Origin of the sequence: Pseudomonas sp. RA_35y_Pfl2_P32, assembly GCF_963970735.1 — a bacterium.
GTDB lineage: Bacteria > Pseudomonadota > Gammaproteobacteria > Pseudomonadales > Pseudomonadaceae > Aquipseudomonas.
This window is the reverse complement of sequence record NZ_CAXAQF010000021.1, coordinates 1-18,771: the sequence shown is the minus strand read 5'-3', so window position 1 is coordinate 18,771 and position 18,771 is coordinate 1. Positions and strand designations below refer to the sequence as shown.

Annotated in this window: 21 protein-coding genes; 8 read left to right on the top strand and 13 right to left on the bottom strand. The window is 62.1% G+C overall.

Annotated features, from left to right (window positions below; all coding sequences use genetic code 11):
• Positions 1-46 precede the first annotated feature (46 nt).
• The 8 genes from ribH (at position 47) to AACY45_RS20665 (ending at position 5,219) form a co-directional block, all read left to right on the top strand.
• Positions 47-523 (top strand): 6,7-dimethyl-8-ribityllumazine synthase, encoded by a 477-nt coding sequence (gene ribH, locus AACY45_RS20700; RefSeq protein ID WP_003228649.1) that lies wholly within the window; start codon positions 47-49, stop codon positions 521-523.
• Positions 520-1,020 carry a transcription antitermination factor NusB gene (nusB, locus tag AACY45_RS20695; protein WP_339547181.1) on the top strand — a complete coding sequence of 167 codons (501 nt, stop codon included), beginning with the start codon at positions 520-522 and terminating at the stop codon, positions 1,018-1,020. The genes ribH and nusB overlap by 4 nt, the downstream gene beginning before the upstream one ends.
• Before the next feature lie 17 nt (positions 1,021-1,037).
• Positions 1,038-2,003: a thiamine-phosphate kinase gene (thiL, locus tag AACY45_RS20690; protein ID WP_339547180.1), complete on the top strand. Its 966-nt coding sequence runs from the start codon at positions 1,038-1,040 to the stop codon at positions 2,001-2,003.
• Positions 2,000-2,503: a phosphatidylglycerophosphatase A family protein gene (locus tag AACY45_RS20685; RefSeq protein ID WP_339547179.1), complete on the top strand. Its 504-nt coding sequence runs from the start codon at positions 2,000-2,002 to the stop codon at positions 2,501-2,503. Before thiL ends, AACY45_RS20685 begins: the two co-directional genes overlap by 4 nt.
• A 23-nt stretch (positions 2,504-2,526) precedes the next feature.
• Positions 2,527-3,282, top strand: a complete 756-nt coding sequence (locus tag AACY45_RS20680) for a substrate-binding periplasmic protein (RefSeq protein WP_339547178.1) — start codon at positions 2,527-2,529, stop codon at positions 3,280-3,282.
• A gap of 109 nt (positions 3,283-3,391) precedes the next feature.
• Complete coding sequence (gene ribA, locus AACY45_RS20675; protein ID WP_027617724.1) at positions 3,392-4,009, top strand: GTP cyclohydrolase II; 618 nt, start codon at positions 3,392-3,394, stop codon at positions 4,007-4,009.
• A complete protein-coding gene (locus tag AACY45_RS20670; RefSeq protein ID WP_339547177.1) occupies positions 4,006-4,425 on the top strand; it encodes an MFS transporter in 420 nt (139 codons plus the stop codon). The genes ribA and AACY45_RS20670 overlap by 4 nt, the downstream gene beginning before the upstream one ends.
• A complete protein-coding gene (locus AACY45_RS20665; protein ID WP_445261206.1) occupies positions 4,425-5,219 on the top strand; it encodes a cobalamin-binding protein in 795 nt (264 codons plus the stop codon). Before AACY45_RS20670 ends, AACY45_RS20665 begins: the two co-directional genes overlap by 1 nt.
• A gap of 49 nt (positions 5,220-5,268) precedes the next feature.
• Here AACY45_RS20665 and AACY45_RS20660 read toward each other — a convergent pair whose 3' ends face one another.
• From AACY45_RS20660 to AACY45_RS20600, 13 genes are all read right to left on the bottom strand, one after another.
• Positions 5,269-7,167, bottom strand: coding sequence for a TonB-dependent receptor domain-containing protein (locus AACY45_RS20660; protein ID WP_339547176.1), 1,899 nt, complete (start codon positions 7,165-7,167; stop codon positions 5,269-5,271).
• 157 nt (positions 7,168-7,324) lie between these two features.
• Positions 7,325-9,223 (bottom strand): 1-deoxy-D-xylulose-5-phosphate synthase, encoded by a 1,899-nt coding sequence (gene dxs / locus AACY45_RS20655; protein WP_339547175.1) that lies wholly within the window; start codon positions 9,221-9,223, stop codon positions 7,325-7,327.
• A 99-nt stretch (positions 9,224-9,322) separates the two neighbouring features.
• A complete protein-coding gene (gene ispA, locus AACY45_RS20650; protein ID WP_339547174.1) occupies positions 9,323-10,210 on the bottom strand; it encodes a (2E,6E)-farnesyl diphosphate synthase in 888 nt (295 codons plus the stop codon).
• Positions 10,207-10,449, bottom strand: a complete 243-nt coding sequence (locus tag AACY45_RS20645) for an exodeoxyribonuclease VII small subunit (RefSeq protein WP_095080522.1) — start codon at positions 10,447-10,449, stop codon at positions 10,207-10,209. The genes ispA and AACY45_RS20645 overlap by 4 nt, the downstream gene beginning before the upstream one ends.
• Before the next feature lie 491 nt (positions 10,450-10,940).
• Entirely contained in the window at positions 10,941-11,690 is a 750-nt protein-coding gene (locus AACY45_RS20640; RefSeq protein WP_339547173.1) for an XRE family transcriptional regulator, read from the bottom strand.
• A 227-nt stretch (positions 11,691-11,917) separates the two neighbouring features.
• The gene (ppa, locus tag AACY45_RS20635; RefSeq protein WP_166590464.1) at positions 11,918-12,445 is read right to left on the bottom strand and encodes an inorganic diphosphatase; all 528 of its coding nucleotides are present in this window, start codon (positions 12,443-12,445) and stop codon (positions 11,918-11,920) included.
• Between the two features lie 111 nt (positions 12,446-12,556).
• On the bottom strand, positions 12,557-13,369 hold the full coding sequence (locus AACY45_RS20630) for a M90 family metallopeptidase (RefSeq protein WP_339547172.1): 813 nt from the start codon (positions 13,367-13,369) through the stop codon (positions 12,557-12,559).
• Between the two features lie 6 nt (positions 13,370-13,375).
• On the bottom strand, positions 13,376-14,032 hold the full coding sequence (locus AACY45_RS20625) for a DedA family protein (protein ID WP_339547171.1): 657 nt from the start codon (positions 14,030-14,032) through the stop codon (positions 13,376-13,378).
• Positions 14,033-14,316: 284 nt separating this feature from the next.
• A complete protein-coding gene (locus AACY45_RS20620) occupies positions 14,317-14,778 on the bottom strand; it encodes a GNAT family N-acetyltransferase (protein WP_339547170.1) in 462 nt (153 codons plus the stop codon).
• A gap of 130 nt (positions 14,779-14,908) precedes the next feature.
• Positions 14,909-15,733 carry an ethanolamine ammonia-lyase subunit EutC gene (eutC, locus tag AACY45_RS20615; RefSeq protein ID WP_339547169.1) on the bottom strand — a complete coding sequence of 275 codons (825 nt, stop codon included), beginning with the start codon at positions 15,731-15,733 and terminating at the stop codon, positions 14,909-14,911.
• An 11-nt stretch (positions 15,734-15,744) separates the two neighbouring features.
• Positions 15,745-17,139, bottom strand: coding sequence for an ethanolamine ammonia-lyase subunit EutB (locus tag AACY45_RS20610; RefSeq protein ID WP_339547168.1), 1,395 nt, complete (start codon positions 17,137-17,139; stop codon positions 15,745-15,747).
• A gap of 41 nt (positions 17,140-17,180) precedes the next feature.
• The gene (eutH, locus tag AACY45_RS20605; protein ID WP_339547167.1) at positions 17,181-18,461 is read right to left on the bottom strand and encodes an ethanolamine utilization protein EutH; all 1,281 of its coding nucleotides are present in this window, start codon (positions 18,459-18,461) and stop codon (positions 17,181-17,183) included.
• 186 nt (positions 18,462-18,647) lie between these two features.
• On the bottom strand, positions 18,648-18,771 hold a 124-nt coding region (locus AACY45_RS20600), incomplete at its 5' end, for an aldehyde dehydrogenase family protein (protein WP_139274230.1).

Sequence of the window (18,771 nt, the reverse complement as noted above, 5' to 3'; positions counted from 1 at the left end):
AGGGACGCGTACTGAACGCGTCCCGGCTCTTTAAGAGATTTGTCGAATGACCCTGAAGACCATCGAAGGTACCTTCATCGCCCCCAAAGGCCGCTACGCCCTGGTTGTTGGCCGTTTCAACAGCTTTGTTGTCGAAAGCCTGGTAAGCGGTGCGGTTGATGCCCTGGTTCGCCATGGCGTGAGCGAAAGCGACATCACCATCATCCGTGCCCCTGGCGCCTTCGAAATCCCGTTGGTTGCGCAGAAAGTCGCCCAGAAAGGCGAGTTCGCGGCAATCATCGCCCTGGGCGCAGTCATTCGTGGCGGTACACCGCACTTCGAATACGTGGCCGGTGAATGCACCAAGGGCCTGGCCCAGGTGTCCATGGAGTTCGGCGTTCCAGTCGCTTTCGGCGTGCTGACCGTTGATTCCATCGAGCAAGCCATCGAACGTTCCGGCACCAAGGCCGGTAACAAAGGTGCCGAAGCTGCCCTGTCCGCTCTGGAAATGGTCAGCCTGCTGGCGCAGTTGGAGGCCAAGTGATTAGCGACGAAAGCGATCGTTTCAATCCGCGCGATCCGCGACCTGCGGACGCTGGCAAGCCATCCAAGAGCGTCAAGCGTCGCGAAGCTCGTCAGCTCGCGACTCAGGCACTGTATCAATGGCACATGGCCAAGCAGTCGTTGAACGAGATCGAAGCGCAGTTCCGGGTCGATAACGATTTCACGGATGTCGACGGTGCTTACTTCCGCGAGATCCTGCACGGGGTTCCGGCACACAAGAGCGAAATCGACAAGGCCCTGGCCCCTTGCCTGGACCTGACCATCGAAGAGCTGGACCCGGTTGAACTGGCGGTGTTGCGCCTGTCCACGTGGGAATTGATGCAGCGTGCCGACGTGCCGTACCGCGTGGTGATCAACGAAGGCATCGAGTTGGCCAAGGTCTACGGCTCCACTGATGGCCACAAGTTCGTCAACGGTGTCCTCGACAAGCTGGCTCCGCGCCTGCGTGAAGCTGAAGTGAAGGCGTTCAAGCGCTGATACGCGCTTGAGACCTCATGGGCGAGTTTGAACTGATCCGTAATTACTTCGCCGCTGCGCCCTGCGCGCAGGCGGGCGATGGCGTTGCGTTGGGGATCGGCGACGACTGCGCCTTGCTCGCTGTTCCCGCAGGGGAGCAGTTGGCGATCTCCACCGACACCCTGGTGACCGGTGTGCACTTCGCAGATCCCTGCGACCCTTTTCTGCTCGGTCAGCGCTCGCTGGCGGTGGCCGTCAGTGACCTGGCTGCCATGGGCGCCACCCCCGTTGCCTTTACCCTTGCCCTGACCTTGCCGACGGTGACCGCCGATTGGCTGGAGGCCTATGCCCGTGGATTGAACCAGAAGGCGCAGGACTGCGGCGTGCGGCTGGTGGGCGGCGACACCACGCGCGGCCCACTGAGCCTGACCGTGACCGTGTTCGGCCGTGTCCCGGCCGGCCAGGCCTTGACCCGTAGCGGTGCGCAGGTCGGCGACCTGCTGTGTGTCGGCGGAGACCTGGGCAACGCCGCTGGCGCCTTGCCCCTGGTGCTCGGCCAGCGTACGGCGCCCGCGGCCATCGCCGAGCCGTTGCTGGCGCATTACTGGTCGCCACAGCCGCAACTGGCGTTGGGCCAGGCGTTGCGCGGCAAGGCCAGCGCGGCGCTGGATATTTCCGATGGCCTGCTCGCCGACTGCGGGCATATCGCCAAGGCGTCGGCTGTCGGTTTGCTGGTTGAAAACCACAAACTGCCGCTATCGGCGGCACTGTTGGCGTTTCTCGGCGAGAATGCGGCCCGGGTGGCAGCGGTCAGTGGCGGTGACGACTACGTGCTGGCATTCACTTTGCCGCCGGCTCATTTGCCGACCCTGCTGGCCGAGGGCTGGCCGATCCACGTGGTCGGCCGGGTCGTGGCCGGGCAGGGCGTAACGCTGCTGGACGCCAATGGGCAGGACATCACCCCGAACATCCGGGGTTATCAACATTTCCAGGAGACACCGTGACAGATCATCCTAAACAGGTCCCGGCCGAGTTCGTGCCGCCATCGGTCTGGCGCAATCCCTGGCATTTCCTGGCCTTCGGCTTTGGCTCGGGCACCTTGCCCAAGGCACCCGGCACCTGGGGCTCGCTGGTTGCACTACCCTTTATCCCGTTGTGGCAGATGCTGCCCGATTGGGGCTACTGGCTGATGCTGGGCATCACCATGCTGTTCGGCTTCTGGCTGTGCGGCAAGGTTGCCGACGACTTGCGCGTGCACGACCACGAGGGCATTGTCTGGGACGAAATGGTCGGGATGTGGATTACCCTGTGGCTGGTACCGGAGGGGTGGTACTGGTTGTTGGCGGGGTTCCTGATGTTCCGCTTTTTCGACATCTTCAAGCCCTGGCCAATTCGCTGGATCGACCGGCATGTCCACGGCGGCGTCGGGATCATGCTCGATGACGTGCTGGCGGGGGTCTTTGCCTGGCTGGGGATGCAGGGGCTGGTCTGGTGTTTCACCTGAGGGAATGTTCGAGGGGCTAGGGAATGGTGCGGCGCGGTTGCTGGATTCTGCTGTTGGCTATGATCTGCTCGGTCGCTCGTGCGGTGGAAGTACCCACTGCCCCCGCAGTAATCCATCTGGCGAGCGAGGAGTGGGAAGACTACACGGCCGCGGACGGGCACGGCCTGGCCTGGGACATCTTGCGTGAGGTGTTCGAGCCGGCGGGGGTCAAGCTGGATATCCGCACGGTGCCTTACACCCGCTCCATCGGCCTGGTGCAACTGAAGGAAGTCGATGCCCTGGTCGGGTCCTACCGGGACGAAGCCAAGGGCGTGTTGTATCCGCACTGGAACTTCGACTCCGACCACATCTATGCCCTCGGCCTGGCGAACAGTCCGGCACCGACCCAGGCCACCCTGGGCAAGTACCGCTTAGCCTGGGTGCGCGGCTATCGTTACGAAAACTACCTGCCCAATGTGCGCCGTTTTAACCAGATCGAGCGCCGCACCGGCATTCTGTCGATGCTCCAGCAGGGCCGTGCCGACTATTACATCGACGCCCAGACCGAGGTTGAAGCGGTGCTCAAAAGCGCCGTGGATGTGCAGCAGTACCGTTACACCCACTTGGCCGAACTGCCGCTGTTCCTGGGGTTTGCCGATACCTCCCAGGCCAGGTCGCTGATGAAGCTGTATGATCAGCGCATGACCCTGCTGGTCGGCAACGGCCGGCTGAAACCGATTTTCGAACGCTGGAAACAACCGTACCCGTTCGAGGGCAACCTGAAGCCCGCCGACCAGTGATCAAACTATTTGATCGTTATGGCCGATAATTCAGCCTAAGCGTGGTTCCGAGCCTGCTGTTACAATGCCGCCTCTGCGAATCTCCAGCACATAGATCAGGAGCACACCGGTGCCTGTCGTTTTTGTCGCCGCTTCCAAGCTGCCAACGCCTTTTGCGCAATTCACCATGCATGGCTTTCTCGATGAGTCCACCGGCCGCGAGCACGTCGTGTTGAGCTTGGGTGATGTGGCCGATGGTGCCCCGGTACTCGGCCGGCTGCACTCCGAATGCCTGACCGGCGATGCCTTGTTCAGCCAGCGTTGCGACTGCGGTTCACAACTGGAAGCCGCGTTGCAGGCCATCGCCCGCGAAGGCCGTGGTGTGTTGCTGTACTTGCGCCAGGAAGGCCGGGGCATTGGCCTGCTGAACAAAATCCGTGCCTATGAGTTGCAAGATGGCGGCGCCGACACCGTTGAAGCCAATGAGCGTCTCGGTTTTGCCGCTGACCAGCGTGACTACGCCATGTGCCTGCCGATGCTCGAGCACCTGGGCGTCAAGTCCCTGCGCCTGATGACCAACAACCCGCGCAAGGTCAAGGCATTGACCGACATGGGCATCGTGGTCGCCGAGCGCGTGCCGCTGCACACCGGTCACAACCCGCACAACAAACTCTACCTGGCGACCAAGGCCAGCAAGCTCGACCACATGATGGGCAACGAGCACCAGGGCGAGGCAGACCGGGCGTGACCCGCGGCCAGGTACGGCGGCGCCTGTCCGTCAATTGGTGGCAATACTTCGCGCTGGCCCTGTTGCCGTTGCTGGTGATCAATGGCCTGTTTGGCGAGGGTGAAGCCCTGGCCCCGATCCTGGCGATGCCGCTCTTCATCGCCGGCATGGCCTCGATGTTCGTCAGCCTGAAGTTTTTCGGTGGCTACAAACACGGCCTGATCGCTACCCAAAAAGCCCTGGATACCCCCGAAGAGCCAGCAGCCTGGATCGCCCTGGCCGCTCAGCGCCGCAGCGCCATGCTGGTGGCCTCCTTGCCCGCCTGGATCGGCGCGCTGGCGGTGTTCGTCGGCCTGGAGGCGGTGCCTCTGGTGCTGCTGGGGTTGGCCACCGCCGTGCTGTTCTACCTCTACCGTATTCCGCGTCAACTCGGCTGATGGGGCGCTGGCTGGCGCTGCTGCTGGCCCTCAGTGGTCCGGCGGCTGCCGTGGAGCGGGTGATCAGCCTGGCACCGTCCCTGTCGGAAATCGTTGTTGAGCTGGACGCGGCCGACCTGCTGGTTGGTGTGCTGGATGCCGGCGAGCGTCCGCCAGCCCTTGAGTCGGTGCCGTCAGTGGGGCGTTATGGCCAGTTGGACATGGAGCGTCTGCTCAGCCTCAAGCCCGATCTGTTACTACTTTGGCCCGGCAGTGTCGGCCCGGCGCAGCGCGAGCAACTGAGCCGGCTGGGCATCCCCACCTACATCGCCGAACCCCACAGCCTCAACCAACTGACCACCCAGATCGAAGACATTGCCCGGCAACTGGGTCGACCCGAGCGTGGGCAAGTGCTGGCGGCCGACCTGCGCCGGCAATTGGATGCCCTGCGCCAGCGCTACCGGCGCGACGTGCCGCTGCGGGTGTTCTATCAGGTCTGGGACCAGCCGCTGTACACCGTGGGCGGCGGGCAGATCATCAGCGATGCGCTGGCGGTGTGTGGCGCGCGGAATGTGTTCGCCGACCTGCGCCTGCCGGCACCGCAAGTCAGCATCGAGTCAGTGCTGGCGCGTAATCCCGAGGTGATCCTCGCCAGCAGCCAGGCTCAGCTCGATGCCTGGCAAGCCTGGCCACAGGTCATGGCGGTGAGTAATGGGCAGTTGCTGCGGGTGACCGACAAAGGCCTGGAGCGGCCGAGCGGGCAGATGATCGAAGCGACGGCGGCGTTGTGTCGGTTGATCGCGCCTGATCAGTAAAGCCGAGGCGTGGCTATCGCGCGCAGGCCGCAGCACCGCTGATCTCAGTTCAGCGCTGCGGCATCCACGTCACCCCGAACATCAACGCCCGGCCTTCCTCACGATACCCGTACTGCTCGCCTTGGTACTGGTACAGCGCGCGGCTGTAGCCCTTGTCCAGCAGGTTGTCGATTTTCATCTGCAGGGTGACTTCGTGGTTCAGCGCCCAACTGCTGCGCAGGCTCAGCAGGCCATAGCCGCCCAGGGGCTGGAGGTTTTTCTCGTCGTCATAACTACTGCTCACCGCTTGCCAGGTCGCCCCCAGTCCGAGCTGGTCGAACTGCCGGTCCAGGTCCAGGTTCAAGGTGCGGCGGGCGCGGCGGGCCAGGGTGTGGCCGCTGTCGCGATCCCGCGGGTCGATGATCGAAACGCCCAGGTTGCTCTGCCAGCCGAACAGCTCCTGCTTGAGGGCGGCTTCAAAGCCGTTGATCCGCGCCGAGGCGACGTTTTCCGGGCGGCTGCCATAGATGATCGCGTCTTCGAGGTCGGTGCGGTAAAGCGAGGTCTCCAGTCGACTGCTATCAGTCAGTTGGCTGCGCCATTGCAGTTCGTAGCTCTTTGAGGTTTCAGGTTTCAGGCCGGGATTGTTGTAGTCCGGGTAGTACAGGTCGTTGAACGTCGGCGCCCGGAAACCTTCGCTGTAGCTCAGCAGTACGTCATTGTCGGCGTTCAGCGGCAGGGTGAAGGTGGCGCTCCAGCTGTTCTGGCTGCCGAACTGTTGATTGTCGTCGCGGCGCAGGCCCAGTTCGGTGGAGAAGTGCTCGGCGGTGAAATGATGCTGAATGAACGCGGCGCGGTTCCAGCGACTGTCTTCGCCTAAAGCTGCGCGCGCCCCGTAGTAGTCAAAGTCGCTGTTGACCCGATCTTCGTACCAGTCACCACCCAGGATCAGGCTGTTCTGCTCGTTGAGGGCCACGTCGTTCTGCCAGTTCACGGAGTCGCGGTAGGTGTTGAACACCGAGTCTTCGGCGCTGAGCTTGTCGCGGGTTTGTTCGCGGTTCTCACTGTGGCCCACTTCGACGCGAGTCTTCCATGCCGGGTTAACGCGGGCATCGATATAGCCGCTGACGCTGCTGACATTGAAATCGCTGTAGGGCTTTTGTTGGTAGCTTTGCCCTGTGCTTGAGTCGTAGCGACCGAACGGGCTATCGAACTCGCTCTTGCCGCGGTTATCCAGGAGATTGACGCCCGCTTCCAGGTCATCACTGAAGCCATGGCTCAGGCTCAGGCTCAGCGACTGGTTGCGGTAGGCGTCGTGATCGCCATCGCTGGGATAGGACGCGTGGGTGCGGTCGATCCCGGCGGTTTCATCCAGGCTGGCACCGAGGTTGAAGCGGGTATGCTCATCGCCACCGGACAGACCCAGGCTGCGCTCCCAGGTCTGGTTGCTGCCCAACCCCATGTGCAGGCGTGGCTGCAGGCCGGGCTCGGCGCTGCGCCGGGTGAAGATCTGAATCACCCCGCCAATCGCATCGCTGCCATAAATCACCGAGCGCGAGCCGCGCAACACTTCCACGCGCTCGACCTGTTCGATGTTGATGTGCTGCAGGTTGCTGTCGCCCGAGGTCGAGTTGCCAATGCGCTGGCCATCCACCAGCACCAGGTTCTGCGCGGACTTGGTGCCCCGAATGGAGATCCCCGGCAAGCTGCCGCGCCCGCCCGCCTGGGTGACTTGCACCCCCGGCACCCGGCTCAGCAGGTCGGTGACGCTGGAGGGTTGCAGGCGGTCGATATCATCGCGGGTGAACACCGTGTTGGCCGCGCTGCTGTCGTTGCGCGCTTCGACCTGGCGATTGGCGCTGATCAGTACTTCGGGCAGCTTCAGCGCCTGTTCGCGCTCGAAGGTGTCGGCCAGCAGCGGGCCAGACGGCAGAAGGGTCAGCGTCAGGGCGAGGGGGGAGAGTTTCATCGGCGATCCGTTGAGGCTTGGCGGCAAATAGAGATTTGATAGGCGCTGAAAACTACTGTGGGAGCGAGCTGGCTCGCGATAGCGGAGTATCAGTCAAGGTTTCAATCGACTGAAAGACCGCCATCGCGAGTAAGCTCGCTCCCACAGGGGTTTGCGTTTAGATGTTGAGCAGTTGCAAGCGCTCGCGAATCGACGCTTCGATTCCGGCCTCATCCAGCCCGCACTCGGCCAGCATCTGCGCCGGCTTGGCGTGTTCGACGTAGCTGTCCGGCAACCCCAGGTGCAGCATCGACTTGAGGATGTTCTCGCGGGCGAGGAATTCGCTGACCGCGCCACCGGCACCGCCCATGATCGCGTTTTCTTCGATGGTCACCAGCAGCTCGTGGTTGGCGGCAATCTCGCGCACCAGCGCTTCATCCAGCGGCTTGACGAAACGCATGTCGACCACGGTCGCATCCAGGGTCTCGGCGACTTTCAGCGCTTCGGCCAGTTGCACGCCGAACACCAGCAGCGCGACTGTACTGCCTTGGCGGCGCACCACGCCCTTGCCGATCTCGATCGGCTCCAGGTCTTTGTCGATAGTCGCGTTCGGGCCGTTGCCCCGTGGATAGCGCACTGCCGCCGGGCCGTTGTACAGGTGGCCGGTGGTGAGCATCTTGCGCAGTTCGTTCTCGTTGCTCGGGGTCATCACCAGCATGCCGGGGATGCAGCGCAGGAACGACAGGTCGAAGCTGCCGGCGTGGGTCGGGCCGTCTTCGCCCACCAGGCCGGCGCGGTCGATGGCAAACAGCACATCGAGGTTCTGCACCGCCACATCATGCACCAGCTGGTCGTAGCCGCGCTGCAGGAAGGTCGAATAGATCGCCACTACCGGTTTTGCGCCTTCGCAGGCCATGCCGGCGGCTAGGGTTACCGCGTGTTGCTCGGCGATTGCCACGTCGAAATAGCGCAGCGGGAAACGTTCGCTGAACGCCACCAGGTCGGAGCCTTCCTTCATTGCCGGGGTAATGCCCACCAGGCGCGGGTCGGCGGCGGCCATGTCACACAGCCATTCGCCAAACACACCGGAATACTTCGGCCCGCTGGCCTTCTTCGGCGCGGCGGCCGGGGCATCCAGGGGCTCGAGCTTGGTGATGGCGTGATAGCCGATCGGATCGACTTCCGCTGGGGCGAAACCTTTGCCTTTTTTGGTCACCACGTGCAGGAACTGCGGCCCCTTGAGGTCACGCATGTTACGCAGGGTGGCGATCAGGGTCGGCAGGTCGTGGCCGTCGATCGGGCCGATGTAGTTCCAGCCCAGCTCTTCGAACAGGGTGCCGGGCACCAGCATGCCCTTGGCGTATTCTTCGGTACGGCGGGCGATTTCCCAGGCGCCGGGCAGGCGCGACAGGACCTTTTTGCTGCCCTCGCGCATGCTCGCGTAGGTGCGACTGGAGAGGATCTTGGCCAGGTAGTTGGAGAGCCCGCCGACATTGCGCGAGATCGACATGTCGTTGTCGTTGAGGATCACCAGCATGTTGGCGTCGACTTCGGGGGCGTGGTTCAGCGCCTCGAAGGCCATGCCAGCGGTCAGGGCGCCGTCGCCGATCACCGCAATGGCCTTGCGATCACTGTTCTGCAGGCGGGCGGCGATGGCCATGCCCAGCGCTGCGCTGATCGAGGTGCTGGAGTGGCCGACGCCAAAGGTGTCGTATTCGCTCTCGGAGCGGCGCGGGAAGGCGGCGACCCCGTCTTTCTGGCGCAGGGTGCCCATGCGCTCACGACGGCCGGTGAGAATCTTGTGCGGATAAGCCTGATGACCCACGTCCCACACCAGCCGGTCGTCCGGGGTGTCGAAGACGTAATGCAGCGCGATGGTCAGCTCGATCACGCCAAGGCCCGCGCCGAAATGCCCGCCGGTCTGACCGACCGTGTAGAGCAATTCCAGGCGCAACTCATCGGCCAGGGTTTCCAGCTCGGCTTCACCTAACCGGCGCAGGCCGTCCGGCGTGTTGGCACGGTCGAGCAGGGGCGTGGTCGGGCGCTTGCGGGGAATCTCATGAAACGTCGTGGGCATCAGGCGAATCGTTATAGGTATAAAAGATGCGGCAGTTTACCTGATGCAACGCACGCTGCCCACGCAGAGCGCGGAACTTGCTGGGCAGCGTGCGCCGGATCAGTTGCGGCGGTCGACGATATAGCGGGCCAGATCGCGCAGCGGCTCGGCTGACGCGTCAAACGGTCGCAGCGCGTGCAGGGCCAGATCGCGCAGCTCCAGGGCATAGGCCTTGGCCGCTTCGAGGCCGAGCAGGGCCGGGTAAGTCGGTTTGTCCCGGGCAATATCGGCGCCCTGGCGCTTGCCCAGGGTCTGGGTATCGCTTTCGACGTCGAGAATGTCGTCCTGCACCTGGAACGCCAGGCCGATGGCCTGGGCGTAGGTCTGCAGCGACTTGAGCTCACTCTTCTCGGCCCGACCGCTGGCCAGGGCGCCGAGCCGGACGCTGGCTTCGATCAGCGCGCCGGTCTTGTGCCGATGCATGTATTCCAGGGCGTGCTGGTCGAGCTTCATACCGACCGAGCCGAGGTCGATGGCCTGGCCGCCGACCATGCCGGCCGGGCCGGCCGCCAACGCCAGGGCGCTGACCATTTGCAGGCGGATCTCGGCGTCGGCGTTGTTCAGGCGCGGATCGAGCAGGGCGCTGAAGGCCAGGCTCTGCAGGCCGTCACCGGCAAGAATCGCGCAGGCTTCATCGAATTGCTTGTGGGTAGTGGGCTGGCCGCGGCGCAGGTCGTCGTCGTCCATGGCCGGCAAATCGTCATGCACCAGCGAGTAGGCGTGGATCAACTCCACCGCACAGGCCGCGCCGTTGGCTTGCTCAGCCTCGCCGCCCAGGGCCTGGCACGCGGCGTATGCCAGTAGCGGGCGCACGCGCTTGCCACCGTTCATCACGCTGTAGCGCATGGCTTCGTACAAGCGCGCGAGCTCCGGGCTCGGCGCGATGAACAGGCTTTCCAGCGCGGCGTTGACCCGGGCCTGACTGCTGGCCGAATACGCCGCGATCATTCTGGCTGTTCCGCGTCGAACGGCGCCTCGGCCAGTTCGCCATCACGCTCCAGCAGCACCTGGACCTTCTGCTCGGCCTGTGCCAGTGCAGCCTGGCAATCGCGGGTCAGGCCGATGCCTTGCTCGAAGGCTGTCAGCGAGTCTTCCAGCGACAACTCGCCGTTCTCCAGACGCTCAACCAGCGTTTGCAGGTCGGCGAGGGATTGTTCGAAATCCAGTGCAGCTTTTTTGCGGGCCATGGCGGCTATCCAGGTGACATTTGAACCGGCGCGACACTAGCAGATAGGGGGGTGTGGGGCAAATGAGCAGGGCTGCGGTTCTTGGGCATTCGGCTCAGCGTCCAGTCCACTGACCGCGCTAGCAACCTTGATTTTGATCTGTGCGGGCAGTATTCACGGCCGGAGGTGTTTCAGTTGAGGGTCAATACAGCGCCGATGCAGGCGGTGTTTGGGGAGGGATGATTTGCGCGGAGAGGGGATTAGCGGGCATTAAAAAGCCGGCTTGTGGCCGGCTTCTCGGGGACTGGCTTGGTTTATTTTTGGTAAACCGTACCAGCCTTCAAAACGTACACCCGGATCTTGCGTCCGGCTGTGGGACTTGGCGAGAAAGTCATCTGCCTTGTCGGTGCGATCGGACCGGCGCGGGGCGGGTCGATGCAAATGTGGGGCGCAGCATACTGATTTTTTTGGGGAATTCCCAGTGTGATGTGTATTGCCGGGCGTTGCGGTGGTCATGCAAAGGGTACTGGCGGGCGTTGTTTGTTGAGGGTGCACCACCAGAACACCCAACCGAGGACGCCGATGTTCTGTTTTTTGATTTGTTCGGCGCTGAAGATTTCGTCCGGGTAGCCGCTGCTGTTGTGGCTGCGCAGGCGCAAGGCGCCGTCGTGGAGGCGGTGCAGGTATTTGATGCGCAGCATGCCGTCGTGCTGGAGGGCGTAGATCTGGCCGTCAATGATATGGGTCAGGCTGCGGTCGATGGCCAGGGTCGAGCCATCCTGGATTTTCTCCGACATGCTGTCGCCGACCATGGGTACGCAGATAGCGTGGATGGGGTCGACTTCCAGGCTCTCCAGGTAGTGACGTGGCAGGCGAACGGCTTCGTCGGGGATTTTGACAATGTGGGTGTCGCTGGAGCCGAGGGCTTTGGGTAGTTCTTTGTAGAGGGGCAGTTCGATGTCGGGTGAGTCGACACAGACGTGGTAGTGCTCGCGAGACTCCTGGGTGTCCAATGGCTTGTCGGGTTGCTCGGGCGCTTGGCCGATAACGGGGTGCTTGGGACCTTCGCCGTTGATCAGCCATTGGCTGTTGACGCTAAGCAGGCGGGCGATTTCTTCGACTCGGGGGTAGGGGACGCCGCGGATGTACCAGTTGTTGATGTGCTGGGGCTCGACGTTGCAGAAGGTGGCAAACTCCGAGGGGGTGATTTTCACCTCCTTGAGGAGTGCCTTGAAGCGTGGGCCGCATTTGTATTTTTTCATAAACGCGGATTTTACTCAGTCAACTAACGGGATTGAATAAACAAACCGAACAATTTATGCAGGAATATTCTGTTGTTTTGCAAGAGGTTGTAAGTGAGCGCTAAACGCAACTAAACATCATGCCAAATTGTATTAATTAAATGCTTATCCGAAGTTTTGATAGTTATAAAAAAACCCCGGATAACCGGGGTTTTTCAAGCCGTCAGTGGCGCCAGGCCAATGCCGTCTCAGCCTTTGTAGGCAGCAACCGACTTCATGATTTCGGCGCGCGCAGCTTCGGCGTCGCCCCAACCGTCGATCTTCACCCATTTGCCTTTTTCGAGATCTTTGTAGTTCTCGAAGAAGTGCTTGATCTGTTCCAGCAGCAGGGCTGGCAGGTCGGTGTATTCCTTGATATCGACGTACAGCTGGGACAGCTTGTCGTGTGGCACGGCGATAACTTTGGCATCGCCGCCGCCGTCGTCGGTCATGTTCAGGATGCCGACTGGACGCGCGCGGATGACCGAGCCTGGAGCAACCGGGTAAGGGGTTACAACCAGCACGTCGAGGGGATCACCATCGTCAGCCAGGGTGTTGGGGATGAAACCGTAGTTGGCCGGGTAGAACATTGGGGTGGCCATGAAACGGTCAACGAACAGGCAATCGCTGTCTTTGTCGATTTCGTACTTGATCGGCGCGTGGTTAGCCGGGATCTCGATCGCGACGTAGATGTCGTTCGGCAGGTCTTTGCCAGCCGGAATCTTGCTGTAGCTCATTGGGCGGTGCCCCCGTTAGTGGCCAAATGACTTGGCCGGATTGACCAAAAAGTGGCGGCGATTATAGGCATATTCCTGAGCCTGTGCCACGTACCAGAAGTCGTGTAGACCTTAGTCGTGTGGCTGATACGCCGGATGTTCGGCTTGCAGATGCGTCAGCCTGGCCAGGGGATCCTGGCGGTAAAACAGCTGCAGTTGCTGATAGACCTGTGGATAAGTGCTGTGCAGCAAATCCGGGGCGCTGAAGAAGTATTCGCTGGCGACGGCGAAGAACTCGGCGGGATTTTCCGCGGCGTAGGGGTCGATCGGCGTGTCTGCGTCGGGATTGTGGTCGAGTTGGCGGTTGAGGTCGTCGTAGGCGTGTTGCATCACCTGCGCCCAGTCCGAGACCCGCATGTCACTGTGCAGCGGTGGCAGGCCGTTGGCGTCGCCGTTGAGCATGTCGAGCTTGTGCGCCAGTTCGTGGATCACCAGGTTGTAACCTTCCCAGCCACCACTGGCCATCACCCCCGGCCAGGCCAGGATGATCGGCCCCTGCTGCCAGGCTTCACCGCTGTGTTCGCCGTCCCACTCATGCTCGACGCCACTGGCATCGCGATGACGCTGCGGGCTGAGGAAGTCGTCGGGGTACAGCACGATCTCGTGGAAGCCCTGGTACCAGTTCAACTCGCCCAGGTGCAGCAGCGGCAACTGGGCCTGGGCGGCGAGCAGCAGGCGCTGCTCCTGGTGCAGTTCCACGCCGGGCAGGCAGCTCAGGTGTTTGTCGTGCAGGAACAGCACGGCCGATTCGCGCAGCCATTGGTCCTCGGTTTCGCTCAGGCCGTCGAGAAAACTCAGGTGCTGGCGAACCCGCTGCCAGGTTTCATCGGCAACGGGGTGCTTGGCCAGGGTGCGTTGGCGACGCCAGGTGCTGAGCAAGCCCATGGACGATCAGCGCGACTGGGCTTTGGAGCTCGAGCGACCAAAGCGGCTGCGGACCACGCCAATGATCATCGGCACCAGCGACAGCAGGATGATACCCACCACCAGCAGCGACAGGTTCTTCTTGATGAAGGGCACGTTGCCGAAGAAGTAGCCCAGGGTCACCAGGCCGCCGACCCAGAGGATGGTGCCGAACACGCTGAAGGCGAAAAAGCGCGGGTAGGGCATCTTGGCGACACCGGCGACGAAGGGTGCGAAAGTCCGGATGATCGGCAGGAAGCGCGCCAGCGTCACGGTCTTGCCGCCGTGCTTTTCATAAAAATCGTGGGTTTGTTGCAGGTAGTCGCGACGGAAGATTTTCGAGTTCGGATTGCTGAACAGTTTTTCCCCGGCCGTTCGACCGACCACATAGTTGGTACTGTCTCCGAGGATCGCCGCCAGCATCAGCAGGCCGCCCAGCAGCACCGGGTCCATGCCCCCACCGGCGGCGACGGCGCCGGCGATGAACAGCAGTGAGTCACCCGGCAGGAAGGGCATGACCACCAGGCCGGTTTCGCAGAAGATCACCAGGAACAGAATGGCGTAGATCCATGGCCCGTAGTTGGTGACCAGCATATCGAGGTACACGTCGAGATGCAGGACAAGGTCGATCGGGTTGAAATCCATGGAGGGCACCTGTGTGGCGGCTCGACTCGGCAAGCCTGTGCGGAAAATCTGAAAAATATGGCTACAAGGCCGTGAACTATTTCTTACGGCCGATAAAGATCGCGATTATACGGACAGCAAAGTGAAAAGCGTGCGGGTTTTGTAGCGAGGGGTTACGAAGGCGACGGGGTGACGGATATCAGGGCAATTCAGTGCATCGGCTACAGCCTGGATTCAGGTTTCAGGGGTGCAACGCACCCCCCAGCAGGAGCGTGTGCCCTCAGCACCTGGAAACATTGGGAAAGTCAGAGTTCATCGCTGATCGGCAAGGTGTAGTTCTTGAACTCGCTGTCTTCACGAAATCCCATGGACTCGTAGGTTTTTTGAGCCACCAGGTTGTTGCTGCTGGTGGACACGCGCATGCGCACGGCCTGGGTTTCCTTGGCCATTTTTTTCGCGGTGCGCATCAGGTTGTCGGCGACCAGTTGGCGGCGGGCGTCTTCGGCGACGTAGATGTCGTTGAGGATCCATACCCGCTTGAGCGACAGGGACGAGAAGCTTGGGTACAGCTGGCAAAAGCCCAGCAGTCGGCCATCGTCGTCATCCGGCAGTGCCAGGTAAATCACCGACTCCTTGCGGCGCAGGCGTTTTTCCAGGAACGCGCGGGAAGAATCAGGATAAGGCAGTGAGCCGTAAAACTCGCGGTACTTGACGAACAGAGGCGTCAGCAGGTCCAGGTGCTCGAGAGTAGCTTGAATAATCCGCATGCTAGAGGCCTCAACTTCAAGTAGATATGACGGCAGTTTCCAGTGGATTTGACGGCAATTGATCGATCACTTGGGCAGCCGTTCGTCGACTCTGCCTCAAAGCGCGACTAAAACGCAATGCGCAGTGGACTCAAGGATTCTGCGGGCCCAGCAGGAAATTGGAGGTGGTCTGTGCGTCGTTTTCTGACTCGATAGTCTGCAGTTGTGCCTCGTCTTTCAGGTTCACGCCTGACAACTGGCGACGACAGGCCTCGCGCATCAGGTACAGCAAGCGATGGGCGGCCATGCCGTAGCTCAGGCCTTCCAGGCGGACGTTGGAGATGCAATTGCGGTAGGCGTCCGTCAGGCCGACCTTGGGGTTGTAGGTGAAATACAGGCCGAGGCTGTCGGGAGAACTGAGGCCGGGGCGTTCGCCGATCAGGATCACCACCATTTTGGCCCCCAGCAACTGGCCGATTTCGTCGGCCACGGCGACGCGACCTTGCTCCACCAGGATAACCGGCGACAGGGACCAGCCTTCGGCCTGGGTCTGTTCTTCCATGCGCGCCAGAAAGGGCAGGGTGTGCCGATGGACCGCGAGTGCTGACAGGCCATCGGCCACCACTACGGCCAGATCAACCCCGCCAGGGTGGGCCACGGCGTAGTCGCGCAGGGTCTGCGCCGAGTGCTCGGAGAGTTTGCGCCCCAGGTCCGGGCGCTGCAGGTAACTATGCCGATCGCTGGCGGCGCTGTGCAGCAGCAGGCTGGCGCGTCCGGCTTCGGCCAGTTGCGCGCTCAGCCCGGCGTGATCGAAGGGCAGGTGCACGGCGTCACGGGCCTGAGCGTGGGCGTACTGGAAATCCAGCTGGGCGCCAGTGGGCATGCTGGTGCCGGATCGGCCCAGGGCAATGCGGGCCGGGGTCAAACGGCGCAGTTCCAGCCAGGGGTTCTGCGGGTCGATTGGTGGTTGTTCCATAAGCACCTCGTTCATCCCAGTTGCGCCAGGGCCTGGCGGAAGGCCGGCGGTAGGTTATTGCCGAACCGGACCTTGCCGTCACCTTGAGTGAAAATGCCCATGTTCGCCAGCCATGCCTCGAATTCCGGGGCCGGTTTCAGGCCCAGGGTCTGGCGTGCATAAAGGGCGTCATGGAACGAGGTGGTCTGGTAGTTGAGCATGATGTCGTCGGAGCCGGGGATGCCCATGATGAAGTTGATCCCCGCCACGCCCAGCAGGGTCAGCAGGGTATCCATGTCGTCCTGGTCGGCTTCGGCGTGGTTGGTGTAGCAGATGTCGCAGCCCATGGGCACGCCAAGCAACTTGCCGCAGAAGTGGTCTTCAAGGCCGGCGCGGATGATCTGTTTGCCGTTGTACAGGTACTCCGGGCCGATGAAACCGACCACGGTGTTGACCAGAAACGGCTTGAAATGCCGCGCCACGGCATAGGCCCGGGTCTCGCAGGTTTGCTGGTCAAGGCCGAAGTGGGCGTTGGCCGACAAGGCACTGCCCTGGCCGGTCTCGAAGTACATCAGGTTTTGCCCCAGGGTCCCGCGGTTGAGGCTCAGACCGGCGTCGTAGCCTTCCTGGAGCACGCTGAGGCTGATGCCAAAACTGGCGTTCGCCGCTTCGGTGCCGGCAATCGACTGGAACACCAGGTCCAATGGCACGCCCCGGTTGATCGCCTCGATGGAGGTGGTGACGTGGGTCAGAACGCAGGCCTGGGTGGGAATTTCGTAGCGTTGGATCACCGCGTCGAGCATTTCCAGCATGGCGCAGATCGAGGCGATGCTGTCGGTGGCCGGGTTGATGCCGATCATCGCGTCGCCATTGCCGTACAGCAGACCGTCGAGAATGCTCGCCGCGATTCCGGCCGGCTCGTCGGTGGGGTGGTTGGGTTGCAGCCGGGTCGACAGGCGACCGCGCAAGCCCAGGGTCCCGCGAAAACGGGTGATCACGCGAATCTTCTGCGCCACCAGCACCAGGTCTTGCACGCGCATGATTTTCGACACAGCGGCGGCCATTTCCGGGGTCAGGCCGGGGGCCAGCGCGCGCAGACTGTGTTCGTCGGCGGCGTCGCTGAGCAGCCAGTCACGAAAGCCGCCGACGGTCAGGTGGCTGACGGTGGCAAAGGCGTTGGCGTCGTGGGTGTCGATGATCAGCCGGGTGACTTCATCGGTTTCGTAGGGGATCAGTGCTTCTTGCAGGAAGTGCTTGAGCGGGATGTCAGCCAGGGCCATTTGCGCGGCCACCCGCTCGCCGTCGTTGTGCGCGGCGACACCGGCCAGGAAGTCTCCGGAGCGTGCCGGGCTGGCTTTGGCCATGACGTCCTTGAGGTCGTCGAAGCGGTAGGTCTGGGCGCCCACGCTATGGGAAAAACTTGCCATTTCAGTCTCCGTTTCAAATAGGACAGTGCGCTGCAGCGGACTCAGGCCGTTGTCTTGGTGCCGTCGGGGTGTAGGGTTTCCGGCAGCGGCAGGCCCAGGTATTCGCCCTTGGCAATGATCCCGGCGGCGCGGTCCTCGGCTTCCAGTTGCAAGGCCTTGGGCACCGACAGCCAATAGGCCAGGCCCACGGCAATGAATCCTGCACTTATCTTGCCAATCAGTACCGGCAGAATGATGGTCGGTTGGAAGTTGGCGGTGAAGGACAGGTGGTCGCCCAACAAAAAGGCTGCGCACACGCCAAAGGCAATGTTGATCACTTTGTCTTTGGGCGGCATGAAGCGCACCAGGCGGAACATGGCCAGGATGTTGGCGATAGTGGCCAGCATGCCGGCACTGCCGACGGCGCTCAGGCCGATCTTGCTGCCCAGGCTTTCCAGTGGCTTGCCCAGGTATTTGCGCAGCAGGTAGACCATCGGGAAGGCACCGGCCAGCATGATGCCGATGTAGCCAGCGGTTTCCAGGGCGCGGGTCTGGTCTTCGGCGTCGGCGATGATCGGGTGGAATCCCCAACTGCCGAACACCAGGGTGAATACGCCGGTGAAGTACTCGACGATGGAGAACACCAGCACCAGCTTGATCGCCGCGTCCAGGGTGCGGCCGAAGATGATGAAACCCTTGATCATCAGGTCAGGCAGAAAGCGCAGGCCCAGAGCCAGGGCCACGACGAAGATCAGGATCGGCAGCAGGTTGGCGAAGATGCTGCCCAGGCCCAGGGCCAATTGATAGGTGGCTTCGCCGTTGGTTGACACCAGGTCCCGTACCAGCGGGTTGCTGAACGCGAGGATGACGCTGGCAATCAACACGCCCAGCGGGATGGTCAGGATGCCCGACATGATGCCCAGGGCCATGTACTTGTGGTCGCGCTTGTCGAGCATCGCCAAACCCATGGGGATGGAGAACACGATGGTCGCGCCGCCCATGAAGCCGGTGATCAGCGCCATGACCAGTGCTTCTTTGCTGGCCGCCAGGGCCGAAGCCAGGTGATAACCGCCCATGTCCGAGGCGATGATCATGGTCGCCGCCAGTGCCGGGTCGGCGCCCAGGGAGCTGAAAAACGGGCCGAAGGCTTTTTCGATGACCACGGTCAGGTAGGGGATGGAGGCCATGATTCCCGCCGCCGGCACGAAGATGTGCCCGGTGGCGTGGATGCCTTCCATGAATTCTTTACCCAGTCCTTCATCGCTGTTGTAGATCGCCGCGAAGGCGCCGAGTACGGCGCAGAACATGATGAGGTAGAGCACGTAGTTGCCGATCTGATCCATTGCGGATTCCTTTCTTATTGTTGTTTTCCAGCGCGGACGCTGTGTTCACCCAAGGCATGCGGGCCTTTGCGTTTTTCTGCTGGCAGCCGTGCACCCGGCCGCCGACGGGGGCCGAATGCATTGCATGAAAAATGAGTCTTGCCGGAACAAGCCACTCCCGGCGACCGAAGTCGCCGGGAGGTTGGATCAGAAGAAGCCCAGCGGGTTGATGTCGTAGCTCACCAGCAGGTTTTTGGTTTGCTGGTAGTGATCGAGCATCATCTTGTGGGTTTCACGGCCGACGCCGGACTTCTTGTAGCCACCGAACGCG

Bases quoted from the DNA above. Each gene is read 5' to 3' on its own strand.
- ribH (WP_003228649.1), top strand. From the start codon at position 47: ATGACCCTGAAGACCATCGAAGGTACCTTCATCGCCCCCAAAGGCCGC.
- thiL (WP_339547180.1), top strand. From the start codon at position 1,038: ATGGGCGAGTTTGAACTGATCCGTAATTACTTCGCCGCTGCGCCCTGC.
- AACY45_RS20680 (WP_339547178.1), top strand. From the start codon at position 2,527: ATGGTGCGGCGCGGTTGCTGGATTCTGCTGTTGGCTATGATCTGCTCG.
- AACY45_RS20665 (WP_445261206.1), top strand. From the start codon at position 4,425: ATGGGGCGCTGGCTGGCGCTGCTGCTGGCCCTCAGTGGTCCGGCGGCT.
- AACY45_RS20660 (WP_339547176.1), bottom strand. From the start codon at position 7,167: ATGAAACTCTCCCCCCTCGCCCTGACGCTGACCCTTCTGCCGTCTGGC.
- dxs (WP_339547175.1), bottom strand. From the start codon at position 9,223: ATGCCCACGACGTTTCATGAGATTCCCCGCAAGCGCCCGACCACGCCC.
- ispA (WP_339547174.1), bottom strand. From the start codon at position 10,210: ATGATCGCGGCGTATTCGGCCAGCAGTCAGGCCCGGGTCAACGCCGCG.
- AACY45_RS20645 (WP_095080522.1), bottom strand. From the start codon at position 10,449: ATGGCCCGCAAAAAAGCTGCACTGGATTTCGAACAATCCCTCGCCGAC.
- AACY45_RS20640 (WP_339547173.1), bottom strand. From the start codon at position 11,690: ATGAAAAAATACAAATGCGGCCCACGCTTCAAGGCACTCCTCAAGGAG.
- ppa (WP_166590464.1), bottom strand. From the start codon at position 12,445: ATGAGCTACAGCAAGATTCCGGCTGGCAAAGACCTGCCGAACGACATC.
- AACY45_RS20630 (WP_339547172.1), bottom strand. From the start codon at position 13,369: ATGGGCTTGCTCAGCACCTGGCGTCGCCAACGCACCCTGGCCAAGCAC.
- AACY45_RS20625 (WP_339547171.1), bottom strand. From the start codon at position 14,032: ATGGATTTCAACCCGATCGACCTTGTCCTGCATCTCGACGTGTACCTC.
- AACY45_RS20620 (WP_339547170.1), bottom strand. From the start codon at position 14,778: ATGCGGATTATTCAAGCTACTCTCGAGCACCTGGACCTGCTGACGCCT.
- eutC (WP_339547169.1), bottom strand. From the start codon at position 15,733: ATGGAACAACCACCAATCGACCCGCAGAACCCCTGGCTGGAACTGCGC.
- AACY45_RS20610 (WP_339547168.1), bottom strand. From the start codon at position 17,139: ATGGCAAGTTTTTCCCATAGCGTGGGCGCCCAGACCTACCGCTTCGAC.
- eutH (WP_339547167.1), bottom strand. From the start codon at position 18,461: ATGGATCAGATCGGCAACTACGTGCTCTACCTCATCATGTTCTGCGCC.